The organism is Acidovorax sp. ACV01 (assembly GCF_014851495.1).
GTDB lineage: Bacteria > Pseudomonadota > Gammaproteobacteria > Burkholderiales > Burkholderiaceae_C > Acidovorax > Acidovorax radicis.
This window is the reverse complement of record NZ_JACUZT010000006.1, coordinates 116,441-132,863: the sequence shown is the minus strand read 5'-3', so window position 1 is coordinate 132,863 and position 16,423 is coordinate 116,441. Positions and strand designations below refer to the sequence as shown.

The window sequence follows — 16,423 nt, the reverse complement described above, 5'->3', positions numbered from 1 at the left end:
GCACCTTGGCGGCCGCCCTGCACCGTTCTTCCAAAGGCTCCTTTCAGGAGCCTTTTTTGTGGGCGGTGGGGGCGGATTCCGCCGTGGCTGCTGCTGTGGCCGTTGCGGCGCGCAGCTTGTCTTTCTTGCTGGGCCGTTTGCCTTTGATGCCGCCGGTGCCCTGGGGATCGGTGGCCGATGCGGGCGGAGGGGCCTCGGTGGGTTCAAAGCCTGCAATCTGTTCGCGCGGCAGGCTCAGATGCTGGCGCTTTTCGATCAGGCGGAAATGCGCTTCGGCATCGGCCGTCACAAAGCTCACGGCCATACCACTCTCACCCGCGCGGCCCGTGCGGCCGATGCGGTGCACGTAGTCCACTGCCGAACGGGGCAGGTCGTAGTTGACCACGGCAGGCAGCTGCGCAATGTCGATGCCGCGTGCCGCCAGGTCGGTGGTCACCACCACCTGCCAGCGTTCGTCCTTGAACTCCTGCAGCACCTGTTTGCGCGCGCCCTGGCTCAGGCCTCCGTGAAAAGGCGTGGCAAAGATGCCCGCCTTGTAGAGCTTTTCGGCCACGTGCTCGGCCGCGTATTGCGTGGCCACAAACACCAGCACGCGCGACCAGCTGTGTTCCTTGACCAGGTGCCGCAGCAGCTGGGTGCGGCGCACCGCGTCCACCGCAATGGCGCGTTGCTCGATGGCGGGCTCGTAGCCTGGGGTGTGGGGCACCTCCACGCGCACCGGGTTTTTCAGCAGGCCATCCGCCAGCGCCTGCACGGCGGTGGGAAAGGTGGCTGAAAAGAACAGGTTCTGCCGCTGGGCGGGCAGTAGCGCCAGCACACGCGTCAACTCTTCGGCGAAGCCCAGGTCCAGCAGGCGGTCGGCCTCGTCGAGCACCAGGTGTGCCACTGCGGACAGTCGCAGCGCGTTGTGCTCCACCAGGTCCAACAGGCGGCCCGGGGTGGCCACCACGATGTCGGCGCCGCCGCGCAGGCCGAGCATCTGCGGGTTGATCGATACGCCGCCGAACACGATGGCCACCTTCAGCGGCTGCTGCAGGTGCTGGGCCAGGCTGCGCAGCACCTCGCCCACCTGGGCGGCCAGTTCGCGCGTGGGCACCAGCACCAGGGCGCGCACGCGGCGCGGGCCGCTGGTGGCGCTCAGCTGCAGCTGCTGCAGAAGGGGCAGCGCGAAAGCGGCGGTTTTGCCCGAACCCGTTTGTGCTGCGCCCAGCAGGTCAGCCCCTTGCAGGATGGCCGGGATGGCCCCCGCCTGGATGGGCGTGGGCGCTAAAAAGCCCGCTTTTTCGGCAGCGTGGACAAGGGCAGGGGACAGACCGAGGGAGGCAAAGGGCATGGGGGCGGCGCTGGAGCGGCGTTGAAAAGGCAACGCACGACAGCGCGAACGGGAAAAGATGGGGAGATTGTCGCCGCAGTTGCCACTGTGGCCTGCGCATGGGGCCAGCAGTTGCCGCGCCGCGGGCGCATCGCGGGGCGTTGGGCTCACTGGGATTGGTTTTCGTCCTGTGCGGTCGCCACCGATAATCGAGCCACCGGCGGTTCGCCGACCTTTCCCCATTTTTCTACACCCATGGCTCTGACCCTCGACTCCTCTGCCATCACCCACGGCATCCAGCTGGCGGTGGCCCCTGTGTTTTTGCTCACGGCCGTGTCCGGCATGATCGGTGCCGTTGCGGGCCGGCTGGCCCGCATCATCGATCGGGCCCGCGTGGTGGAAGACCGCGCCCGCGCCAACACCGAGCCCGAGTTTCTGGCCCGCGCCTACAACGAGCTGGCCGACCTGCGGCTGCGCGGGCGGTTGGCAAACGGCTGTATCGGGTTGCTCACGTTCTGCGCGTTCCTGATTGGCACCACCATCATCCTGCTGTTCCTGGGGGAGACGACCGACTTTCAGTCCAGCCGGTTCGCCGTGGGGGGCTTTCTGGCAGGCGTAGCGTCGTTTTTGCTGGCGCTGGTGTGTTTTCTGACCGAGACGCTGCTGGCCACCCGGTTGCTCAACTTTCACATGTTGCAGCAAGAGGTGGAAGGGAAAAAGCCATGAAGTCGTTTGCCGACCTGGGCGGCCTGGTGTATTCCACCGAGTCGGGCCGCATGTGCCCCGGCTGCCGCCAACCCGTGGCGCAGTGCACCTGCCAGCAGAACCAACCCCTGCCCACGGGCGATGGCATTGTGCGTATCTCGCGCGAAACCAAGGGCCGTGGCGGCAAGGCCGTGACCTTGGTCAAGGGCGTGCTGGTGGACGGGGCCGCGCTTGAGCAACTGGGCAAGCAGCTCAAGGCCGCCTGTGGCAGCGGCGGCACGGTGAAGGACGGCGTGATCGAAGTCCAGGGCGACCATGTGGAGCGCGTGATGGCCGCCCTGCAGAAGCTGGGCCACAAGGTCAAGCGCGCGGGCGGCTGATGCGCGGGCTGCGTGAGAAGGCCCGCAAGGAGGCACCGTGATGGACACCGAAAAACTCCAGCGTCTGGTCACCCTGCAGATGCCCTATGGCAAATACAAAGGCACGGTGTTGGCCGATTTGCCGGGCAACTACCTGAACTGGTTTGCGCGCGAGGGTTTTCCCAAAGGCGAGCTGGGCCAGTTGCTGGCGCTGATGCATGAGATTGACCACAATGGTTTGTCAGACCTGCTTAAACCGTTGCGTGGGGCGCGCGGGCTGGACAATTGATCGTTGGTTGCGCGGGGCGCGCGCCTGCGTGATGCACGATGCGCATCGGCCCGTGCCTTGGCCAGGGAACGCGGAGGATCTGCCAAGCCCGTGCAGGTCCTTGCACCAGCCACAAGCACCACGCGGGATGGGGCTGCGCGCCCGTCAGACCTTTTGTTGGCCTGTGTTGCTGTACAAGCCAGCGTAGTTGATCGCAATGAGTTGCGCGATGGCGAGAATATCGGCGCGCGAGTGGTCGGCTCCGGGAAACAGATCCTTCGCCAGGCTCTGGGCTTCTATCACCTGTTTCCTGGCGAGTTCGCTGGCGCGATAGAGCTCCCGCGCAAGGACGATGTCCGCGTTTTGGGTCATGCTGTTCTCCTGATTTTTTGAGAGCCTCAGTATGAACTCTCACCCGCGTTCGGGGCGTGGAGGCATGCCATTGGCGCCGCCGGTGGCGCGCTGCTGCCAGCTTCACAGTCTTGAGCTTTCGGGCCTCCAATGCAGTCTGCATGCCGCCATAATCGCATTCCATACCAACTCACCACTCCGAGGGAATACACATGAAGGGCAATATTGCTGCGATCGTTCTGGTCGTGCTGGGCGTGTTTTTTCTGCTGACCAATCTCGGGCTGATCAGCATCAGCCTGCGCGAACTGCTGCGGGTGTGGTGGCCTGTGGCGCTGATTGCGGTGGGCCTGGCGTTGTTTTTCACACCGGGGACCAAGGGCAAATAGGCCTTGGCACAGGCGCGAAGATGTCGACGGGGTAAAGCCCCCTTGCCTTTCAGCCGTCCCGAGGCTGCGGCCCGTGCTCGTTATCTTCGCTGCGGGTCGGCGCAAACGCCGGATCGCTGCCAAAGTAGCCCCGGAACAAATTGCGCGCAATCCCGTGTGCTGCCACTTGCAGGTCGCGCGCCACCTCGGGGGCAAACAGGCGGCTGGTGTGCTGCTGCCAGAGTCCCACCCAGGCGGCAAAGTGGGCGGGCGTGACGCCCTCCAGCGCCATGTGTTTGCCAAACACGTCGCCCTTGAAGCTGCGCGTGCCAAGTGCCACGGTGCTCCAGAAGTCCACCAGCCGCTGCAGGTGGGTGTCCCACTGGCCGTGCAGGGCCTTTTCAAACACAGGCCCCAGCAGCGGGTCCTGGCGCACATCTCCATAAAAACCATGCACCAGCCGCGTGATGCTTTCCACGCTGGGTGGTGCGTGTGCCCCAAGACCCTCGGGTGACGTGGTTTGCAGGTTCATGCCTGCAGTGTGCCCCCACCGCTGCAGGCGCAACCTGACGGACCACAACCCTGCGAGGGGGCCGCGCTGGCTTCAAACTGGGGGAACAGCACGTTGTTTTCGAGGTGGATGTGGTTGATGAGGTCATCGCCCAGCTGGGCAATGCCCGCATACAGCGCGCGCCAGGTATTGCAGGCGCCTTGGGGGGGCGTGGCGTCGTTGGTCAAGGCGTTGAGCTTGTCCAGTGCTTCGCCGTGGTCCACATGTTCGGCGCGCATCATGCCAATGGGTTGGCCCACAAACGGGTTGCTGCCGGCCTTGAGCATGGGGAACAGCACCTGTTCTTCCTTGAGCATGTGCGACAGCAGTTCTTCGTGCATTTCTTCGAGGTGGTCGGCCAGCCCGGCGGGCACATGCGGGTTGTCGCGGTGCACGGCTTCCACGCGGCGGGCCATGCGGATCAGTTCGGGCAATTGGGCCCGGTGCACCTCGTGGTAGCGGACCAGGATGTGGTCGATGAGCGCGCTGGGCGAGGCGGCTTCGGGCACGGCATCGCTGCGTTGCAGGGCTGCCAGTTCTGCCAGCACGGCGTTGGCATCCAGCCCCTTGTCGGCAGCCGCCTTGGCCAGGCTGACCTGGCCGCCGCAGCAAAAGTCGATCTTGAGCCGCCGGAACACGGCGGTGGCGCCCGGCAGTTGCACCGCGATCTGGCCGATCTGCTGCTCGGTGCTGAGGGGGGCGGGGGCGAGAGGGGCGGCTTCCAGATGATCAACGCGGGCGTTCATGGTGGTCCTTTAAAGATTCATTTGATGTGAATATTTTATCCAATAAAATTCCAACGAGATACATCTTTTAATTGACCTGGGGCAAATTCCATGCGCCTGACCCAATGGACGGACTACACGCTGCGCGTGCTCATGTACTGCGCGGCCACCGAAGGCCGCGAGCAGCCGGTGACCATCACCGAGGTGGCCGAGGGCTACGGCATTTCGCGCAGCCACCTGATGAAAATCGTGCAGCAGTTGTCTGCACAGGGCCTGCTGGAGACCACCCGCGGGCGGGGCGGCGGCATGCGGCTGATGCTGCCCGCTTCCGCCATTAACATCGGTGCGGTGGTGCGCGCCACCGAAACCGATTTCAACCTGGTGGAGTGTTTTGACCCTGCCACCAACCAGTGCCGCTTGAGCAGCCATTGCCGCCTCAAAGGCGTGCTCTGGCAGGCCATGCAGGCCTATCTGGCGGTGCTGGATGGCGTGACGCTGGAGGATCTGATGGCCCCCCCTGCTGGGCCTGCATCTGCGGGCGGGGGCGCTGTGCGTGCCCTGCTGCCCACCGTGGCGCTGCCACGCAACGGCGCCACGCCGCGCCGGCGCTTGCCGGTGGCGGGGTTGCCATCGGCAGCATCAGAAATTGAATAAAAATGGCTGCTAGCGCTTGATGGGTATGGGTTTTTAGCTATTTAATTTGTAGTTACCCACCGCCGGACGCGATGACCCCTGCAAAGGCCTGCCGATAGCGGGCGGGTGTCAGGCCCACGTGGCGGGCGAACTCGCGCGTGAAGTGGGGCTGGTCGGCAAAGCCGCAGGCGAACCCGATTTCTGCCAAGCCATGTGGGCTGTCCAGCAGCCACTGGGCCGCCAGACGCGCGCGTGCCTCGGTCACGATGTGGCGGCAGCTCAGGCCGCGTTCGGTCAGCGCCCGCTGCAGGCTGCGGCGGGCCAGGCCCGTGTGCTGGGCCAGTGCATCCACCGTGTGCTGCGCTGCCAGGTCCTGCAGCACATGGCGCGCCAGCTGGTGCGCCAGCGGCGGCCAGGGCAGGGCGTCGCACAGGTGGGTGGCGGGCTGGGGCTCCAGGGCGGGGGCGATGGGGGCCTTGCCTTCGTCTGTGTGCACTTCCCAACGCAAGGTCCAATGGCCCATCCGCCCTTGCGCGGCCAGCGGTGCCAGTTGCGCGTGCAGCTCGGTTGGCGCGGTGGCAGGGACTCCAATCCGCAGGTTCACGCGTTGAGCAGGGGCCTCGGGTGCACCGAGGTCCACTTGCAGCCCCCGGACGCCCATGGCGTGGCTGGCGCCCATCAGCACGCCGAGCACGGCGAGGCTTTCCGTGGGCAGGGGCGTTTCAAGCACATCAGGGCGCGCGTGGTGGTGCAGCGCCAGGGTGCCGGGTGCGCTGGCCAGGATGCTGACTTGGTGGCGCGAATGTACGTACCGCTCCAGCCGTTGCCAGCGTGTCAGCAGCTCGGGCACGCAGGTCGCGCCCAGCAGGGCGCGGTGCACGGGGTCGCCCGCGAGCAGGTCCACCCGCTGTGCCAGCTGCAGCAGTGTGCCCAGGCCGCCCTGGTGCAACACGGCTTCGACCACGCTGCGTTTGTAGACCAGCGGTACATGGCTGCCTTGCAGCCCGTCCATGCCTGGCGGCGGCGGGTCCAGGCCCTGCGCGCGCATGGCGCGCACCAGCAGGCGGACCATGGCGGCGCTGGCAAAGTCTTGCATGGGCGGATTGTGCCGTTGCTTGTTGGGGCGTTCAGCCCTGTGCGCCCAGGGCACGGAGTACATCCTCGCTGCGCACCGGCAGGCGGGTAAAGCGAACGCCGGTGGCGTCGCGCAGCGCGTTGGCCATGGCGCCGGTCCCGGCCACCATGGCGGTTTCTCCGGCGCCTGTGGGTGGCGCGCTGCTGTCGATCAGGTGCACATGCAGCAGGGGCACGTAGCCCATGCGTGGCAGCGGGTAGTCGGCAAAGCTGGCGGCGGCCACGCCCGAGCGGGCCACGGGCAACTGCTCGTGCAGCACCATGCCCAGGCACCACACGAGGTTGCCCTCGGTCTGCGCGCGCACGCCGTCGGGCTGCAGCACCAGGCCGCAGTCGTGCGCGCACCACAGCGCCACCACACGCACCTGGCCGGTGGCCCGCTGCACCTCCACGTCGGCCACGGCGGCGGCGTAGCTCACGCCCTTGTAGATGCCGCCTGCGATGCCGCGCCCGCGCAGGGTGGTGGCGTCGCTGGCGGGGCGCTCGGGCCAGCGGGCCTCGGCGGCGGCGCGGCGCAGCACCTGGGCCAGGCGCTCGTCGGTAGTGTGCAAAAGGCGCCAGGCCAGGGGGTCGGCCCCGGCGTGGCGCGCACATTCGTCCATGGCGCTTTCCACCACCAGGGTGTTGGGCCCCGCGCCCAGGCCGCGCCAGGGGCCGGTGTGCACGGGCAGGCGCTGGGCGGTGAACTCGATGCGCTGCTGGGGCACGTCGTATGGCATCTGCGCCCCGCGCGCCACGCCGCTGTCGCCCACCAGGTCGGCCAGGTTCTGCATCCACACCGGCATGGCGGCGGGTGTGAGCAGGATGTGGCTGCTGGCAAAGGCGTGCCACCAGTGCGTGATGCGCCCGCCTTGCACCCGTGCCCGCACACGGTGGCTGGAGGGCGGGCGCTGGAAGCCCTGGGCGAACTCCTGCGCACGGCTCCATTGCACCTTGACGGGTGCCCCTACAGCCTGGGCGAGCACGGCGGCCTCCAGCTCCACCGTGCACAGCGTGCGGCCGCCAAAGCCGCCGCCGATGCGGCAGGCCTGGACCTCGATGCGTTCCGCATCCAGGCCCAGCTGGCGAGCGAGCACGTCGCGCACGTAGAACAGGTCCTGCGTGCCCGCCCATACCTTCAGGGTGATGCCTTTGTCTGCAGCGGCCAGCCACTGCGCTGTGGCGCTGCGCGGCTCGATGGGGGCGTGGGCGGCCAGGGGGATGTCCATGCGCAGGTCCAGCGTCCATTCAGTGTCTGTGGGCAGCTCGTCCTTGCGCAGGCGGTGCTGCAGCGCGCCCCGGCGCAGGTGGGTGTCGATGTCGATGCGCTCGTCGATGGCCGCCTGCTCGAAGGCGCTGCCATCTTCCACCTGCCACTGCACGGCCAGGGCGGCCTCGATGCGGTCGAGCGCCGAGGGGGTGCGCGCCACGATGCCGAGGCCTAGGCTGCCCATCTGCGCGAGGCGCGGGTGCTGCACCACGGCCACGCAGGCCGGGTCGGCGCGGGCGGTTGCCGCGTCCCATGCCTGCGGGCGCGAGGTGATTTCGGCCGACACCGGTGCGCGCAGCACGCGGCCGTAGAGCAGGCCGGGCAGGCGCGTGTCGCCTGCAAACAGCGGCTGGCCGGTGACGAGGGCGTGCAGCTGACCGGGTGCGGGAGGCGTGGGCCGGTGCGTCCCTGTGGGCGGTTGCAGGCTGCGCAGTGCGCCGACCGGGATGTCGCGCGCCGCCAACGTGCCCATGGTCTGGCCTTGCGCCAGAGCCTCGCGCAGCGTGGCGCAGGCGCGTGCCAGGGGCAGTGCAAAGTCCTGCACGCTGGCGCTGCCCACGGTGGCGCGCACGCGGGCGATGTGGCGGGTGCTGGGCAGTTGCAGATGGACCTGCGCGGGAGGCACACCCAGCTCGGCGGCTGCCAAGCCCTGCAGTGCGGCACTGATCTGCTGGCCCATTTCGGCGCTGGGCAGCCACAGGGTGTAGCGGCCCTCTTTGTGGCGTATCCAGCCCAGCGCGTCATCGGCGGTGGATGTGGGGCGCTTGGGGATCACCGGCACCAGGCTGCAGCCCGCGAGCGTGACGGTGAGTACCCCGGCGCCTGCCGCTGCCAAAAACTGGCGGCGCTTCATGGCTTCGCACCCTCGGCAGCCTGGTGGATGGCCGCGCGCACCCGGTGCTGGGTGCCGCAGCGGCACAGGTGTGCCGACATGGCGGTGTCGATCTGCGCATCGGTGGGGCGGGGGGTGGCGCGCAACAGGGCCACGGCGCCCATGATCTGGCCGCTCTGGCAGTAGCCGCACTGGGGCACGCGCAGGTCCAGCCAGGCCTGTTGCACGGCGTGCAGCGTGCCGTCGGGCGCGGCCAGGCCTTCGATGGTGGTGATGGTGCGCCCTTGCAACCCGCGTGCCGTGTGCAGGCAGGCGCGCTGCGCCTGGCCGTCGATGAGCACGGTGCAGGCGCCACATTGGCCCATGCCGCAGCCAAAGCGGGTGCCCGTCAGGCCCAGGGGCTCGCGCAGCAGCCAGAGCAGGGGTTCGTCCTCCCAGCCGGGGGGCACCGGCTGGGTTTGTTGGTTCAGGGTGATGTGCATATGGCCTCCGTGGGTGTGACGGGGCCAGTGTGCAAAGGACGGGGGTGACGGGTCTTGAAGATTTGCGCCACACGCAGCGCGGCGCATTAGGGCATAGGGCGCCCGGTGGAGCAAAAAATAGTGGTAAAAATTGCCGTCTGCGCGCGTCCATAAAGCGCAAGCAGCTATTGTTTTGGAAGCAATGCTTTCCACTGCGGCATGGTCTGCGCCCACCACAGCCGCAGGCGCATGGCCCATTCGGGCGTGTAGCCCGAGGTGGCAAACCGCACCTGGCCGTGCGCGTCGATCACCACCAGCGCGGGCACGGAGCGCACGCCCCAACTGCGCGACAGGGTGGCCTGCGGGTCCACCGCCGTGGGCCAGGCCATGCTGCGCTGGCGCTGCACCTGCGCCACCCGCTCGGCGTTGCCCGACTGCATGGCCACGCCCAGCAGGGGCCAGTCGGAGGAGAGGCTGGCGATGCTGGGCTCTTCGAGCTTGCAGACTGCACACCATTCGGCCCAGAAATGCACGGCCACGGCCTGGCCGGGGTGCTGGGCGCGCCACTGGGCCAGGGTGGTGGGGGCGGTGGCGCCAGCGCTGGGGGCCATCACCAGCGCCACATCGGGCGCAGGGCCCTGGGGCAGGTCGCGCATGCGCCAGGTGTCTACCGCCACGATGGCGATCCAGGCGAGCGCGAGGGTCGCCAGGTGCTGCTTCCAGTTTTTGCGCAAGGACTGTGCAGCGCGTGAGGCGAGGGCCTTCAGCATGGCGGGGCCGTGGTGTTGCGAATCAGCGCAGCACTTCCAGCAGCCGGTCCAGCCCGCCCTGGTTGATGGCCACCTTGGCCTGCGCGCGCACGGCGGGCTTGGCGTGGTAAGCCACCGACAGGCCGGCCGCGCCCATCATGGGCAAGTCATTGGCGCCGTCGCCCACGGCAATCGCCTGCTGCGGCGAGATGCCCATGAGCGAAGCCACTTCCAGCAGCGTGCGGCGCTTTTCGGCGCCATCACAGATGTCGCCCCAGGCCTGGTCCACCATGCGGCCGGTGAGTTGGCCATCTTGCACTTCGAGCATGTTGGAGCGGGCGAAATCAATGCCCAGCCCGGCCTTCACGCGGTCGGCAAAAAAGGTGAAGCCGCCCGATACCAGCAGCGTGGTCAGGCCTGCGGCCTTGGCGGCGGCGATCAGCTCCTTGGCACCGGGGTTGAAGCGCAGGCGCTCGGTGAACACCTGTTCCATGTGCTGCACCGTCACGCCCTTGAGCAGGGCCACGCGCTGGCGCAGGCTCTCTTTGTAATCGGTGATCACGCCCTGCATGGCCGCTTCGGTGATGGCAGCCACCTCGGCCTTGCGGCCTGCGGCGTCGGCGATTTCGTCCACGCACTCAATGTTGATGAGGGTGGAGTCCATGTCAAACGCGATGAGCTTGTAGCTCGAGAGGGACAGCGGGGGCACGATGCCCTGGACAACAAGGCCGGGCGCGAATTCGGTAGCGTGGGTCATGGCAGAACGTGGGGTTCGTTTTTATCGGGGGTGCACAACCCGCAATGGTATCGCCCGCGCCGATTGCCACAGGCGGCGGCGGGCGAAGGTCGGCATCTGCGTCCGGGTGCCCGCTACCTGCCCTTCGGTCTGCAATGTGTGCCCTGCTACAGCACGCTGGGCGGGAGCTTCAGGCGCAGCTCCAGGCGCGAAGCCCGTTCGCTGATGGCGCGGATGCGCTGGGCTTTCTCGGCCTCGGACAGGTCCTTGCTGCGATTGACCTGCTGCCACGCCACGAACATGTCGATGTCGCCAGCGGTGATGAGCTGGGAGTTTCGGGATTTTCTGAAGGCTGAAAGGTTGTTGACCTGTTTCAAGACTTCCTCGTCCAGCGCGTTGTGCTTTCCGAAAGACGTAATGACCTGCTGAATCCTGCGGCGTAAATCCAGCGAAAGGGATGTCGACCAGATCAGCGGAGATTGTGGTATTACCGGCGATGTCCACAGGATATTCAGTTGACTGGCCAGGTCCGGATCTTTGGTCTTGAACATCTTGAGTTCTTCATCATTGGCGGTGGCCAGGTCCACCTTGCGTTGCGCGGCCAGGGTCAGATTGTCGATGTGGCTGCCGCGCCGCACCTCCTTGTAAAGGCTGGCCGGGTCGTTGATACCCCGCTTGACGAAGGCGTAGTACAGCGGCACCAGGTGGCCCGAGAAGCTCTTGGTCTCGCCATCGGCAAAGACCAGGCCCTTGCCGGGCTGCTGGGCCGCGTCCAGGGTCTTGAGGCCGCTGTCCTTGTGCGTCACGATGATGGCGTGGTAGCCGGTGCTGCCGGTGTCGGTCACCATCTGGGCAAAGACCTCGCCCACACCCCGCTCCACCACCGCCAGTGCTGCGGAGTTGCCCACCCAGGCCAGGTCGATCTCGCCATTGGCAAATGCGTTCGCCAACGCGGCTGAGTCGGGCGATACCCATGCCTTGAGGGTGATGGGCTGCCCCAGCTCCTGCGACACCCTTTTCACAAAGGATGTCCAGGCCGCCACAGCGGCGTCGGAGCCTCTGGGGGTGATCACTGCAAACACGAGTGGCGATTTGCGCGTGTCGCCTGTCGCAGCGGTGGCAGATGGCGACGATGGAGCGGCGTGGCCCCAAGGCGGCACCAACGGCAACAGCCCGCCGGCAACCAGCCAGCGTCTGCGGCTCCAATGCGCGTCGACATGCACCATTGAAAATCTCCTCAAGATTATTTTCTGAAATCCGGCACGCCGGATAATGACTGCTTTAAATCCGTTGATCAGGTTTTTGGCATTGGTGTGGAATATAGTGGCAGTGGCGCCATGCGCGCAAATCGGTGAGAACCCTTGGGTAATGGTTATCTTTCAATTGGCTTTCAATAATGCTTGGTATAAATACTGTGGTGGAGATATTGGCGATTATGGGATTAATGATTGCCGCTCAATGCCGGCGGCGAGGGGCTGAGCGATTCGGCCGGGCTTGAGATCGACGCTGCGGACAGCATGTTTGTCAGGTAGCCTCCGCGGTGGTCCATGGGGGCCAGCCCCTACCAACCAACAAGCTAACAAGCCCCGATGAAGACCATTGACGAAATGCTGAACCTGGATTTGCTGACGAGCGAGCAGCACGGGGAGATCAGTGCATGGATCGCACGCTCTGCATCGCCCGAAGAGATTCTTCAGATGCCCGCGCCGCTGTGGCAGGCCGTGGAGCGTGCCAGCCGGGTGATGGGCATCGACGAAGACCTGTTGCGCCCTCCGGCGCTGGATGCCGGCAGTCTGGCGCTGGGTTGACGCAGCCCGCCCTGTCGCCGGCGGGTTGACGCGCGCACCGGCGCCGCCTGCCACGGGGGTATTCGCCACGTGGCTGTGGCCGTTTGCGCGGTGCTTTCGGCGGCAGGGCGGAGGTTTAGGCAGCCGCCGTTTCTGCTGGGGCATCGGCCGCTGCGAACACCTCGCGCGCCGCTGCCAGCCCGTTGAGTGCCGCCGGGAATCCCGCGTAGACAGCCATCTGCATGATGACTTCCACAATTTCCTCGCGTGTGACGCCCACGTTCAGCGCCGCCTGCAGGTGCACTTTGAGTTGGGGTGCTGCGTTGCCGAGCGCCGTGAGCGCGGCAACCACCGCGATCTCGCGGCTGCGCAGGTCCAGCCCGGGGCGGGAATAGATGTCGCCGAAGGGGAACTCGATCAGATAGCGGGCGAAGTCGGGGGCAATGTCGGCCAGGCTGGCAATGACGTGCTCACCGGCTTGTCCGTCGATCTCGCGCAACTTGGCGAGGCCCTGGAGATAACGTGGATTGGTTTCGGGGGACATGGGTGCTTCCTTGGCTGGGTGACGGTTGTGGCGTGTGGCGAAGGGAAGCTTCCAGATCCCGGTAGTGCGCGATCTTGGCTTGAAGCGCCTGTGCGGACTGCTGCATGGCACTGATCGTGGCGAGCACTTGCGCGAGATGCTGCTCCAGCAGCTCGCGCCGCTCGGGGGTGGTTGTGTTCCCTTCGCTGCGCAGCCGCGCGAAGGCCTGCATCTGCCCGATGGGCATCTGGGTCTCGCGCAGGCGCAGCAGGAATCCGATCCATTCCATGTCCGAAGCCGCATAACGGCGCTGGCCACCGGGCGCACGCGCTACGGGCGCGATCAGGCCTGCGCGCTCGTAGTAGCGCAGGGTGTGCGCGGTCAGGCCGGTGCGTTTTGCGACTTCGGCAATGGTGAGGAGGGATGCCATGGGAACATTCTGAAAGTTGGAGCGCACTCTAAGTCAAGCGCTCATTGACGGCTTGTCCCGTCGCTGTCGACAAGTGTTGAGGGTGCACGGGGCCAGGTCTTCGTGACGGTGCAGGCAGCTGGCACAGCCGCTGCCCGGTGATTGCCGCCGCCAGAACAGGTTCTTACCGCAGCGCGGCTTCCAGGTCGCATGCCGCCCGCACACCCAGCGGCAGCACACACAGCGTGACGCCGTCGAGCGTGAGCACCAGGCCCAGCTGGCCGCCCATCTGCACCACGCCGCTGGTGGTGGTGGTGGTGGTGGTGCGTGGAGCCACCGCGTCGGGCACTGCCATCGCGTGGAACCCCGCCAGCGCGCTGATCGGCGGCTGGTTGAGCATGGCCCACAGCGTTTGTGGGTCTCGCCATTGCAGTGACTGCAGGTACCGCCGCAAAACCGTCTCTTCACCGGAGTCGATCTCGGGCTGCGGTGTGTCGCCCGACTGCCGCAGCCGCAGCAAGGCCCGCCGCAGTTGTTGGCGGCTGGCGGCCTCGGTCTTGCCGCTGGCCAGGGCGATCTCTGCATGGCTGGCCTCGAACACTTCGTGCAGCAGCACGGCGGCGCCCTCGGCCGGTGCCAGGTGGGCGGCCAGGTGGCGCAGCGCTCGGGTGGCTTCTTGCGCCAACGCTGCATCCTCTTCGGCAGAGGTGTGCGCGGGTTCAACGCCGTTGCGGGCATCGTTGGCCTCCGCCAGCCAGTGCTGCATCCACTGGCGCCGCCGCAGGCGGTCGATGGCCAGGTTGCGCACCACCGTGAGCAGCCAGGCCTGTGCGGCGTTGAGTTCGGTTGTGGCGCCCGCCTCCAGTGCGCGGACATAAGCGTCCTGCACGGCATCTTCTGCCTCTGCCGGGCCCAGCAGGCGGGTGGCGGCGCGCACCAGGCGGTGGCGGTTGGCTTCGATCAGGGGACGCAGGCGGTCATCGTGCATCGGCAAATCTTGCCATAGGCCAGCGGGCTGTGTGTCACGCAAGCCGCGTCTCGTTCGTCAAGGCAGTTCAACTCCCCGAACCTTTCCATGAACACCACCCCAGACACTCCCGAGCCATCCCGCAGCACCGAGCCACGCACGTCTTACCTGGAAGAAAAAGCCTTCAAGGCGCGCACCCTGTTGATCTTTGGCACCGTCACCGACGCCATGGCGGCGGATGTGACGCGCCGGCTCATTGCGCTGGACGCTGAAAGTGCCGATCCCATCGATGTTTTGGTGAGTTCGCCCGGAGGCCATCTCGAATCGGGCGATGCCATTCACGACATCCTGCGCTTTATCGCTGCGCCGGTGAACATGATCGGCACTGGCTGGGTCGGCAGCGCGGCCACCCATCTTTTTCTGGCGGCGCCCCGCGAGCGGCGGTATTGTCTGCCCAACACGCGCTTCCTGATCCACCAGCCCAGTGGTGGCACGGGTGGTCCCGCCAGTGACATCGCCATCCAGGCGCAGGAGATCGTCAAGGCCCGCGAGCGCATCGCACGCACCATCGCGCGCGAGACCGGCAAGCCGCTGGAAGTGGTGCTGGTCGATATCGAGCGGGACCGCTGGCTGCCGGCCGAGGAGGCGGTGGAGTATGGGTTGATCACGCGCATCATCGAGCGCAAGACCGAGCTGCGGGGCGCTTGAGTCTTTGCCGCGTAGGACATCTCTTGTCCTCTTGTCGAGAGGTGCCCGCCGGCCCGGTGCCATGCGGGGCCATCCACAAGTCCCGTGTCCGTCTCGGCGGGCGTGGCCCAGGGCCGGTTTTGGCCGGTGCAGGGGCCGGGCGGCTCAGTCCTGCTCGGCCGCCGCCAGCAGGGCGGCGATGCGCTGCTGCAGCGCCAGGGCCGCCACGGGCTGGGCCTGCAGCCAGGCGTGCAGGGCGTGGCCCGCGCCGGGCAACTGGACCACATCCACGCTGCGTGCGGCGGTGGCGACCTGGCCGTAGCCTTGGATGACGGCGGGCGGGATCACCACATCCTGCGCACCCCAGACCAGCAGCAATCGGCCGCGAAAACGCCGCAATGCCGCCCAGGCCAGAGCGTCGGCGAAGTCCGTGGTGGTGCGCAGGGTCTGCTGGAAAGCCGGACCGAAGGGCTGGTGCTCGGCCACCGGCGTGTAGGCCGCGGGGCAGAACAACACCAGGGCGCGGGGCCGCAGCGCATCCAGCAGTTGGCAGGCCGTGTGGCCACCCATGCTGGAGGCGATCAGGGCCAGGGGCGGTCGTGCTGCCCCCAGGTCCAGATGGTCCGCCACGGCCTGCGCCTGGGCCTGGCGGTCGGCCAGGCTGGAGCCCAGCAGGCTGCCGCCCGTGGCGCCATGGCCCACGAAGTCGAAGGCTGAGCCGGCCCAGCCTTGGGCGGCCAGGGGCTGGAGCAGGTAGTCCATGCGCCGGTGGTCGGTGGCCGCACCGCCGCCGTGCAGGGACACCAGGCGCGGCACCGCAGCGGCCGTGCGGCCCCAGGTGCTGCCATGCAGCCAGTGGGCGCCATAGGCCACGGTAAAAGCCGTGCGCACGGCGGCTGGCGCAGCTGCCTCCCGGGCGTCAGTTTTTTTCGCCATGGAGGTACAGATCGTCCGACCAGGTAGCCAGCCATTCGGGCTTGAACGCCACGAACACCGCGCACAGCATGCCGGTGACCACCGCGTCCCCCCAGGCCATCAGCCAGCGCGCCACGAGCGAGAGCTGGCCACCCACGCCCGGCAGCGTGTGGCCGTTCCATTGCGACAGCGTGCCTGCCGCGAACAGGCACAGCGCCGTACCCAGAAAGCCCCTCCCTAGCACATAGACGAAGGCGCGCACGCCCGCAAGCGATCGTGCCCCGGCCAGACGGCGCAGCGCCACCCCCAGCAGCAGCGCCAGCGTGGCAGGCACCACGCCCTGCCACACGGCCATGCCCAGTGCATCCCACACGCCTAGGCCGGGTGAGACCAGCGCCGCGATGGCGCCCACCGCCAGCAACGTCGGCACGGCCAGCGGCCAACCCAGCATGAGCAGCACCAGGCATGCGCCCGACCACTGCAGTTGCAGCGGCATGTGGTGCAGCGTGGGCAGGGCCCACATCCAGGGCAGAAACACCAGCGTGGCCAGCAGCGGTGTCCACAACGCAGATGGCGTGCCAAAGGCCTCGGGTGCCAGGGGCTTGCGGCTGGCCAATATGCGCCAGGGCCGCGCCGCCAGGGCGGCAACCAGAGCGACGAGGGCGAGGGCGGCTTCCAGCCACATGGTTCTGTTTACTACGCTATT

At 67.1% G+C, this 16,423-nt stretch carries 22 protein-coding genes; 7 read left to right on the top strand and 15 right to left on the bottom strand.

Annotated features, from left to right (window positions below; genetic code table 11):
* Nucleotides 1–43: 43 nt before the first annotated feature.
* The gene (locus tag IB243_RS17940) at nucleotides 44–1,333 is read right to left on the bottom strand and encodes a DEAD/DEAH box helicase (protein ID WP_192428591.1); all 1,290 of its coding nucleotides are present in this window, start codon (nucleotides 1,331–1,333) and stop codon (nucleotides 44–46) included.
* A gap of 234 nt (nucleotides 1,334–1,567) precedes the next feature.
* Between IB243_RS17940 and IB243_RS17935 the strand changes: the two genes are divergently transcribed.
* The 3 genes from IB243_RS17935 to IB243_RS17925 are packed head-to-tail and all read left to right on the top strand — an operon-like array spanning nucleotide 1,568 to nucleotide 2,665.
* Entirely contained in the window at nucleotides 1,568–2,038 is a 471-nt protein-coding gene (locus IB243_RS17935) for a DUF2721 domain-containing protein (RefSeq protein ID WP_010460766.1), read from the top strand.
* On the top strand, nucleotides 2,035–2,397 hold the full coding sequence (locus IB243_RS17930; protein ID WP_010460769.1) for a translation initiation factor Sui1: 363 nt from the start codon (nucleotides 2,035–2,037) through the stop codon (nucleotides 2,395–2,397). Before IB243_RS17935 ends, IB243_RS17930 begins: the two co-directional genes overlap by 4 nt.
* 40 nt (nucleotides 2,398–2,437) lie before the next feature.
* Nucleotides 2,438–2,665, top strand: coding sequence for a DUF3820 family protein (locus IB243_RS17925; protein ID WP_192428590.1), 228 nt, complete (start codon nucleotides 2,438–2,440; stop codon nucleotides 2,663–2,665).
* Nucleotides 2,666–2,809: 144 nt separating this feature from the next.
* Here IB243_RS17925 and IB243_RS17920 read toward each other — a convergent pair whose 3' ends face one another.
* Nucleotides 2,810–3,016 carry a hypothetical protein gene (locus IB243_RS17920; RefSeq protein WP_192428589.1) on the bottom strand — a complete coding sequence of 69 codons (207 nt, stop codon included), beginning with the start codon at nucleotides 3,014–3,016 and terminating at the stop codon, nucleotides 2,810–2,812.
* A gap of 191 nt (nucleotides 3,017–3,207) precedes the next feature.
* Between IB243_RS17920 and IB243_RS17915 the strand changes: the two genes are divergently transcribed.
* Nucleotides 3,208–3,381: a LiaI-LiaF-like domain-containing protein gene (locus tag IB243_RS17915; protein ID WP_010460774.1), complete on the top strand. Its 174-nt coding sequence runs from the start codon at nucleotides 3,208–3,210 to the stop codon at nucleotides 3,379–3,381.
* Nucleotides 3,382–3,430: 49 nt separating this feature from the next.
* On the opposite strand, the gene IB243_RS17910 is transcribed toward IB243_RS17915, so the two are convergent.
* The gene (locus IB243_RS17910; RefSeq protein WP_192428588.1) at nucleotides 3,431–3,892 is read right to left on the bottom strand and encodes a group III truncated hemoglobin; all 462 of its coding nucleotides are present in this window, start codon (nucleotides 3,890–3,892) and stop codon (nucleotides 3,431–3,433) included.
* On the bottom strand, nucleotides 3,889–4,656 hold the full coding sequence (gene ytfE, locus IB243_RS17905) for an iron-sulfur cluster repair protein YtfE (protein ID WP_192428587.1): 768 nt from the start codon (nucleotides 4,654–4,656) through the stop codon (nucleotides 3,889–3,891). The genes IB243_RS17910 and ytfE overlap by 4 nt, the downstream gene beginning before the upstream one ends.
* 90 nt (nucleotides 4,657–4,746) lie before the next feature.
* Between ytfE and IB243_RS17900 the strand changes: the two genes are divergently transcribed.
* Nucleotides 4,747–5,289, top strand: coding sequence for an Rrf2 family transcriptional regulator (locus tag IB243_RS17900; protein ID WP_192428586.1), 543 nt, complete (start codon nucleotides 4,747–4,749; stop codon nucleotides 5,287–5,289).
* 52 nt (nucleotides 5,290–5,341) lie between these two features.
* Here the strand turns inward: IB243_RS17900 and IB243_RS17895 are convergent, their stop codons facing one another.
* The 6 genes from IB243_RS17895 to phnD form a co-directional block, all read right to left on the bottom strand.
* Nucleotides 5,342–6,364 (bottom strand): helix-turn-helix transcriptional regulator, encoded by a 1,023-nt coding sequence (locus IB243_RS17895; protein ID WP_225585032.1) that lies wholly within the window; start codon nucleotides 6,362–6,364, stop codon nucleotides 5,342–5,344.
* 31 nt (nucleotides 6,365–6,395) lie between these two features.
* Nucleotides 6,396–8,504, bottom strand: coding sequence for a xanthine dehydrogenase family protein molybdopterin-binding subunit (locus IB243_RS17890; RefSeq protein ID WP_192428584.1), 2,109 nt, complete (start codon nucleotides 8,502–8,504; stop codon nucleotides 6,396–6,398).
* Nucleotides 8,501–8,965 carry a (2Fe-2S)-binding protein gene (locus IB243_RS17885; RefSeq protein ID WP_192428583.1) on the bottom strand — a complete coding sequence of 155 codons (465 nt, stop codon included), beginning with the start codon at nucleotides 8,963–8,965 and terminating at the stop codon, nucleotides 8,501–8,503. Before IB243_RS17885 ends, IB243_RS17890 begins: the two co-directional genes overlap by 4 nt.
* 164 nt (nucleotides 8,966–9,129) lie before the next feature.
* Nucleotides 9,130–9,714, bottom strand: a complete 585-nt coding sequence (locus tag IB243_RS17880; RefSeq protein WP_192428582.1) for a redoxin domain-containing protein — start codon at nucleotides 9,712–9,714, stop codon at nucleotides 9,130–9,132.
* 22 nt (nucleotides 9,715–9,736) lie between these two features.
* The gene (gene serB / locus IB243_RS17875) at nucleotides 9,737–10,450 is read right to left on the bottom strand and encodes a phosphoserine phosphatase SerB (protein ID WP_192428581.1); all 714 of its coding nucleotides are present in this window, start codon (nucleotides 10,448–10,450) and stop codon (nucleotides 9,737–9,739) included.
* A 146-nt stretch (nucleotides 10,451–10,596) separates the two neighbouring features.
* Complete coding sequence (gene phnD, locus IB243_RS17870) at nucleotides 10,597–11,655, bottom strand: phosphate/phosphite/phosphonate ABC transporter substrate-binding protein (RefSeq protein WP_192428580.1); 1,059 nt, start codon at nucleotides 11,653–11,655, stop codon at nucleotides 10,597–10,599.
* A gap of 363 nt (nucleotides 11,656–12,018) precedes the next feature.
* Here phnD and IB243_RS17865 point away from each other — a divergent pair, with 363 nt between their 5' ends.
* Complete coding sequence (locus tag IB243_RS17865; protein WP_010460793.1) at nucleotides 12,019–12,237, top strand: hypothetical protein; 219 nt, start codon at nucleotides 12,019–12,021, stop codon at nucleotides 12,235–12,237.
* A gap of 115 nt (nucleotides 12,238–12,352) precedes the next feature.
* On the opposite strand, the gene IB243_RS17860 is transcribed toward IB243_RS17865, so the two are convergent.
* The 3 genes from IB243_RS17860 to IB243_RS17850 all read right to left on the bottom strand — a co-directional run bounded on the left by IB243_RS17860 (nucleotide 12,353) and on the right by IB243_RS17850 (nucleotide 14,136).
* Complete coding sequence (locus IB243_RS17860) at nucleotides 12,353–12,760, bottom strand: carboxymuconolactone decarboxylase family protein (RefSeq protein ID WP_010460796.1); 408 nt, start codon at nucleotides 12,758–12,760, stop codon at nucleotides 12,353–12,355.
* Nucleotides 12,687–13,169: a MerR family transcriptional regulator gene (locus IB243_RS17855; protein ID WP_057223467.1), complete on the bottom strand. Its 483-nt coding sequence runs from the start codon at nucleotides 13,167–13,169 to the stop codon at nucleotides 12,687–12,689. The genes IB243_RS17860 and IB243_RS17855 overlap by 74 nt, the downstream gene beginning before the upstream one ends.
* Nucleotides 13,170–13,332: 163 nt before the next feature.
* Nucleotides 13,333–14,136 carry a sigma-70 family RNA polymerase sigma factor gene (locus tag IB243_RS17850; RefSeq protein ID WP_192428579.1) on the bottom strand — a complete coding sequence of 268 codons (804 nt, stop codon included), beginning with the start codon at nucleotides 14,134–14,136 and terminating at the stop codon, nucleotides 13,333–13,335.
* Between the two features lie 87 nt (nucleotides 14,137–14,223).
* Between IB243_RS17850 and IB243_RS17845 the strand changes: the two genes are divergently transcribed.
* Nucleotides 14,224–14,823, top strand: a complete 600-nt coding sequence (locus tag IB243_RS17845) for an ATP-dependent Clp protease proteolytic subunit (protein ID WP_057223471.1) — start codon at nucleotides 14,224–14,226, stop codon at nucleotides 14,821–14,823.
* 144 nt (nucleotides 14,824–14,967) lie between these two features.
* Here IB243_RS17845 and IB243_RS17840 read toward each other — a convergent pair whose 3' ends face one another.
* Together IB243_RS17840 and IB243_RS17835 are read right to left on the bottom strand one after the other, a co-directional pair.
* Nucleotides 14,968–15,738 (bottom strand): alpha/beta hydrolase, encoded by a 771-nt coding sequence (locus tag IB243_RS17840; RefSeq protein ID WP_192428578.1) that lies wholly within the window; start codon nucleotides 15,736–15,738, stop codon nucleotides 14,968–14,970.
* Complete coding sequence (locus tag IB243_RS17835) at nucleotides 15,722–16,402, bottom strand: hypothetical protein (RefSeq protein WP_192428577.1); 681 nt, start codon at nucleotides 16,400–16,402, stop codon at nucleotides 15,722–15,724. The genes IB243_RS17840 and IB243_RS17835 overlap by 17 nt, the downstream gene beginning before the upstream one ends.
* Nucleotides 16,403–16,423: the final 21 nt, after the last annotated feature.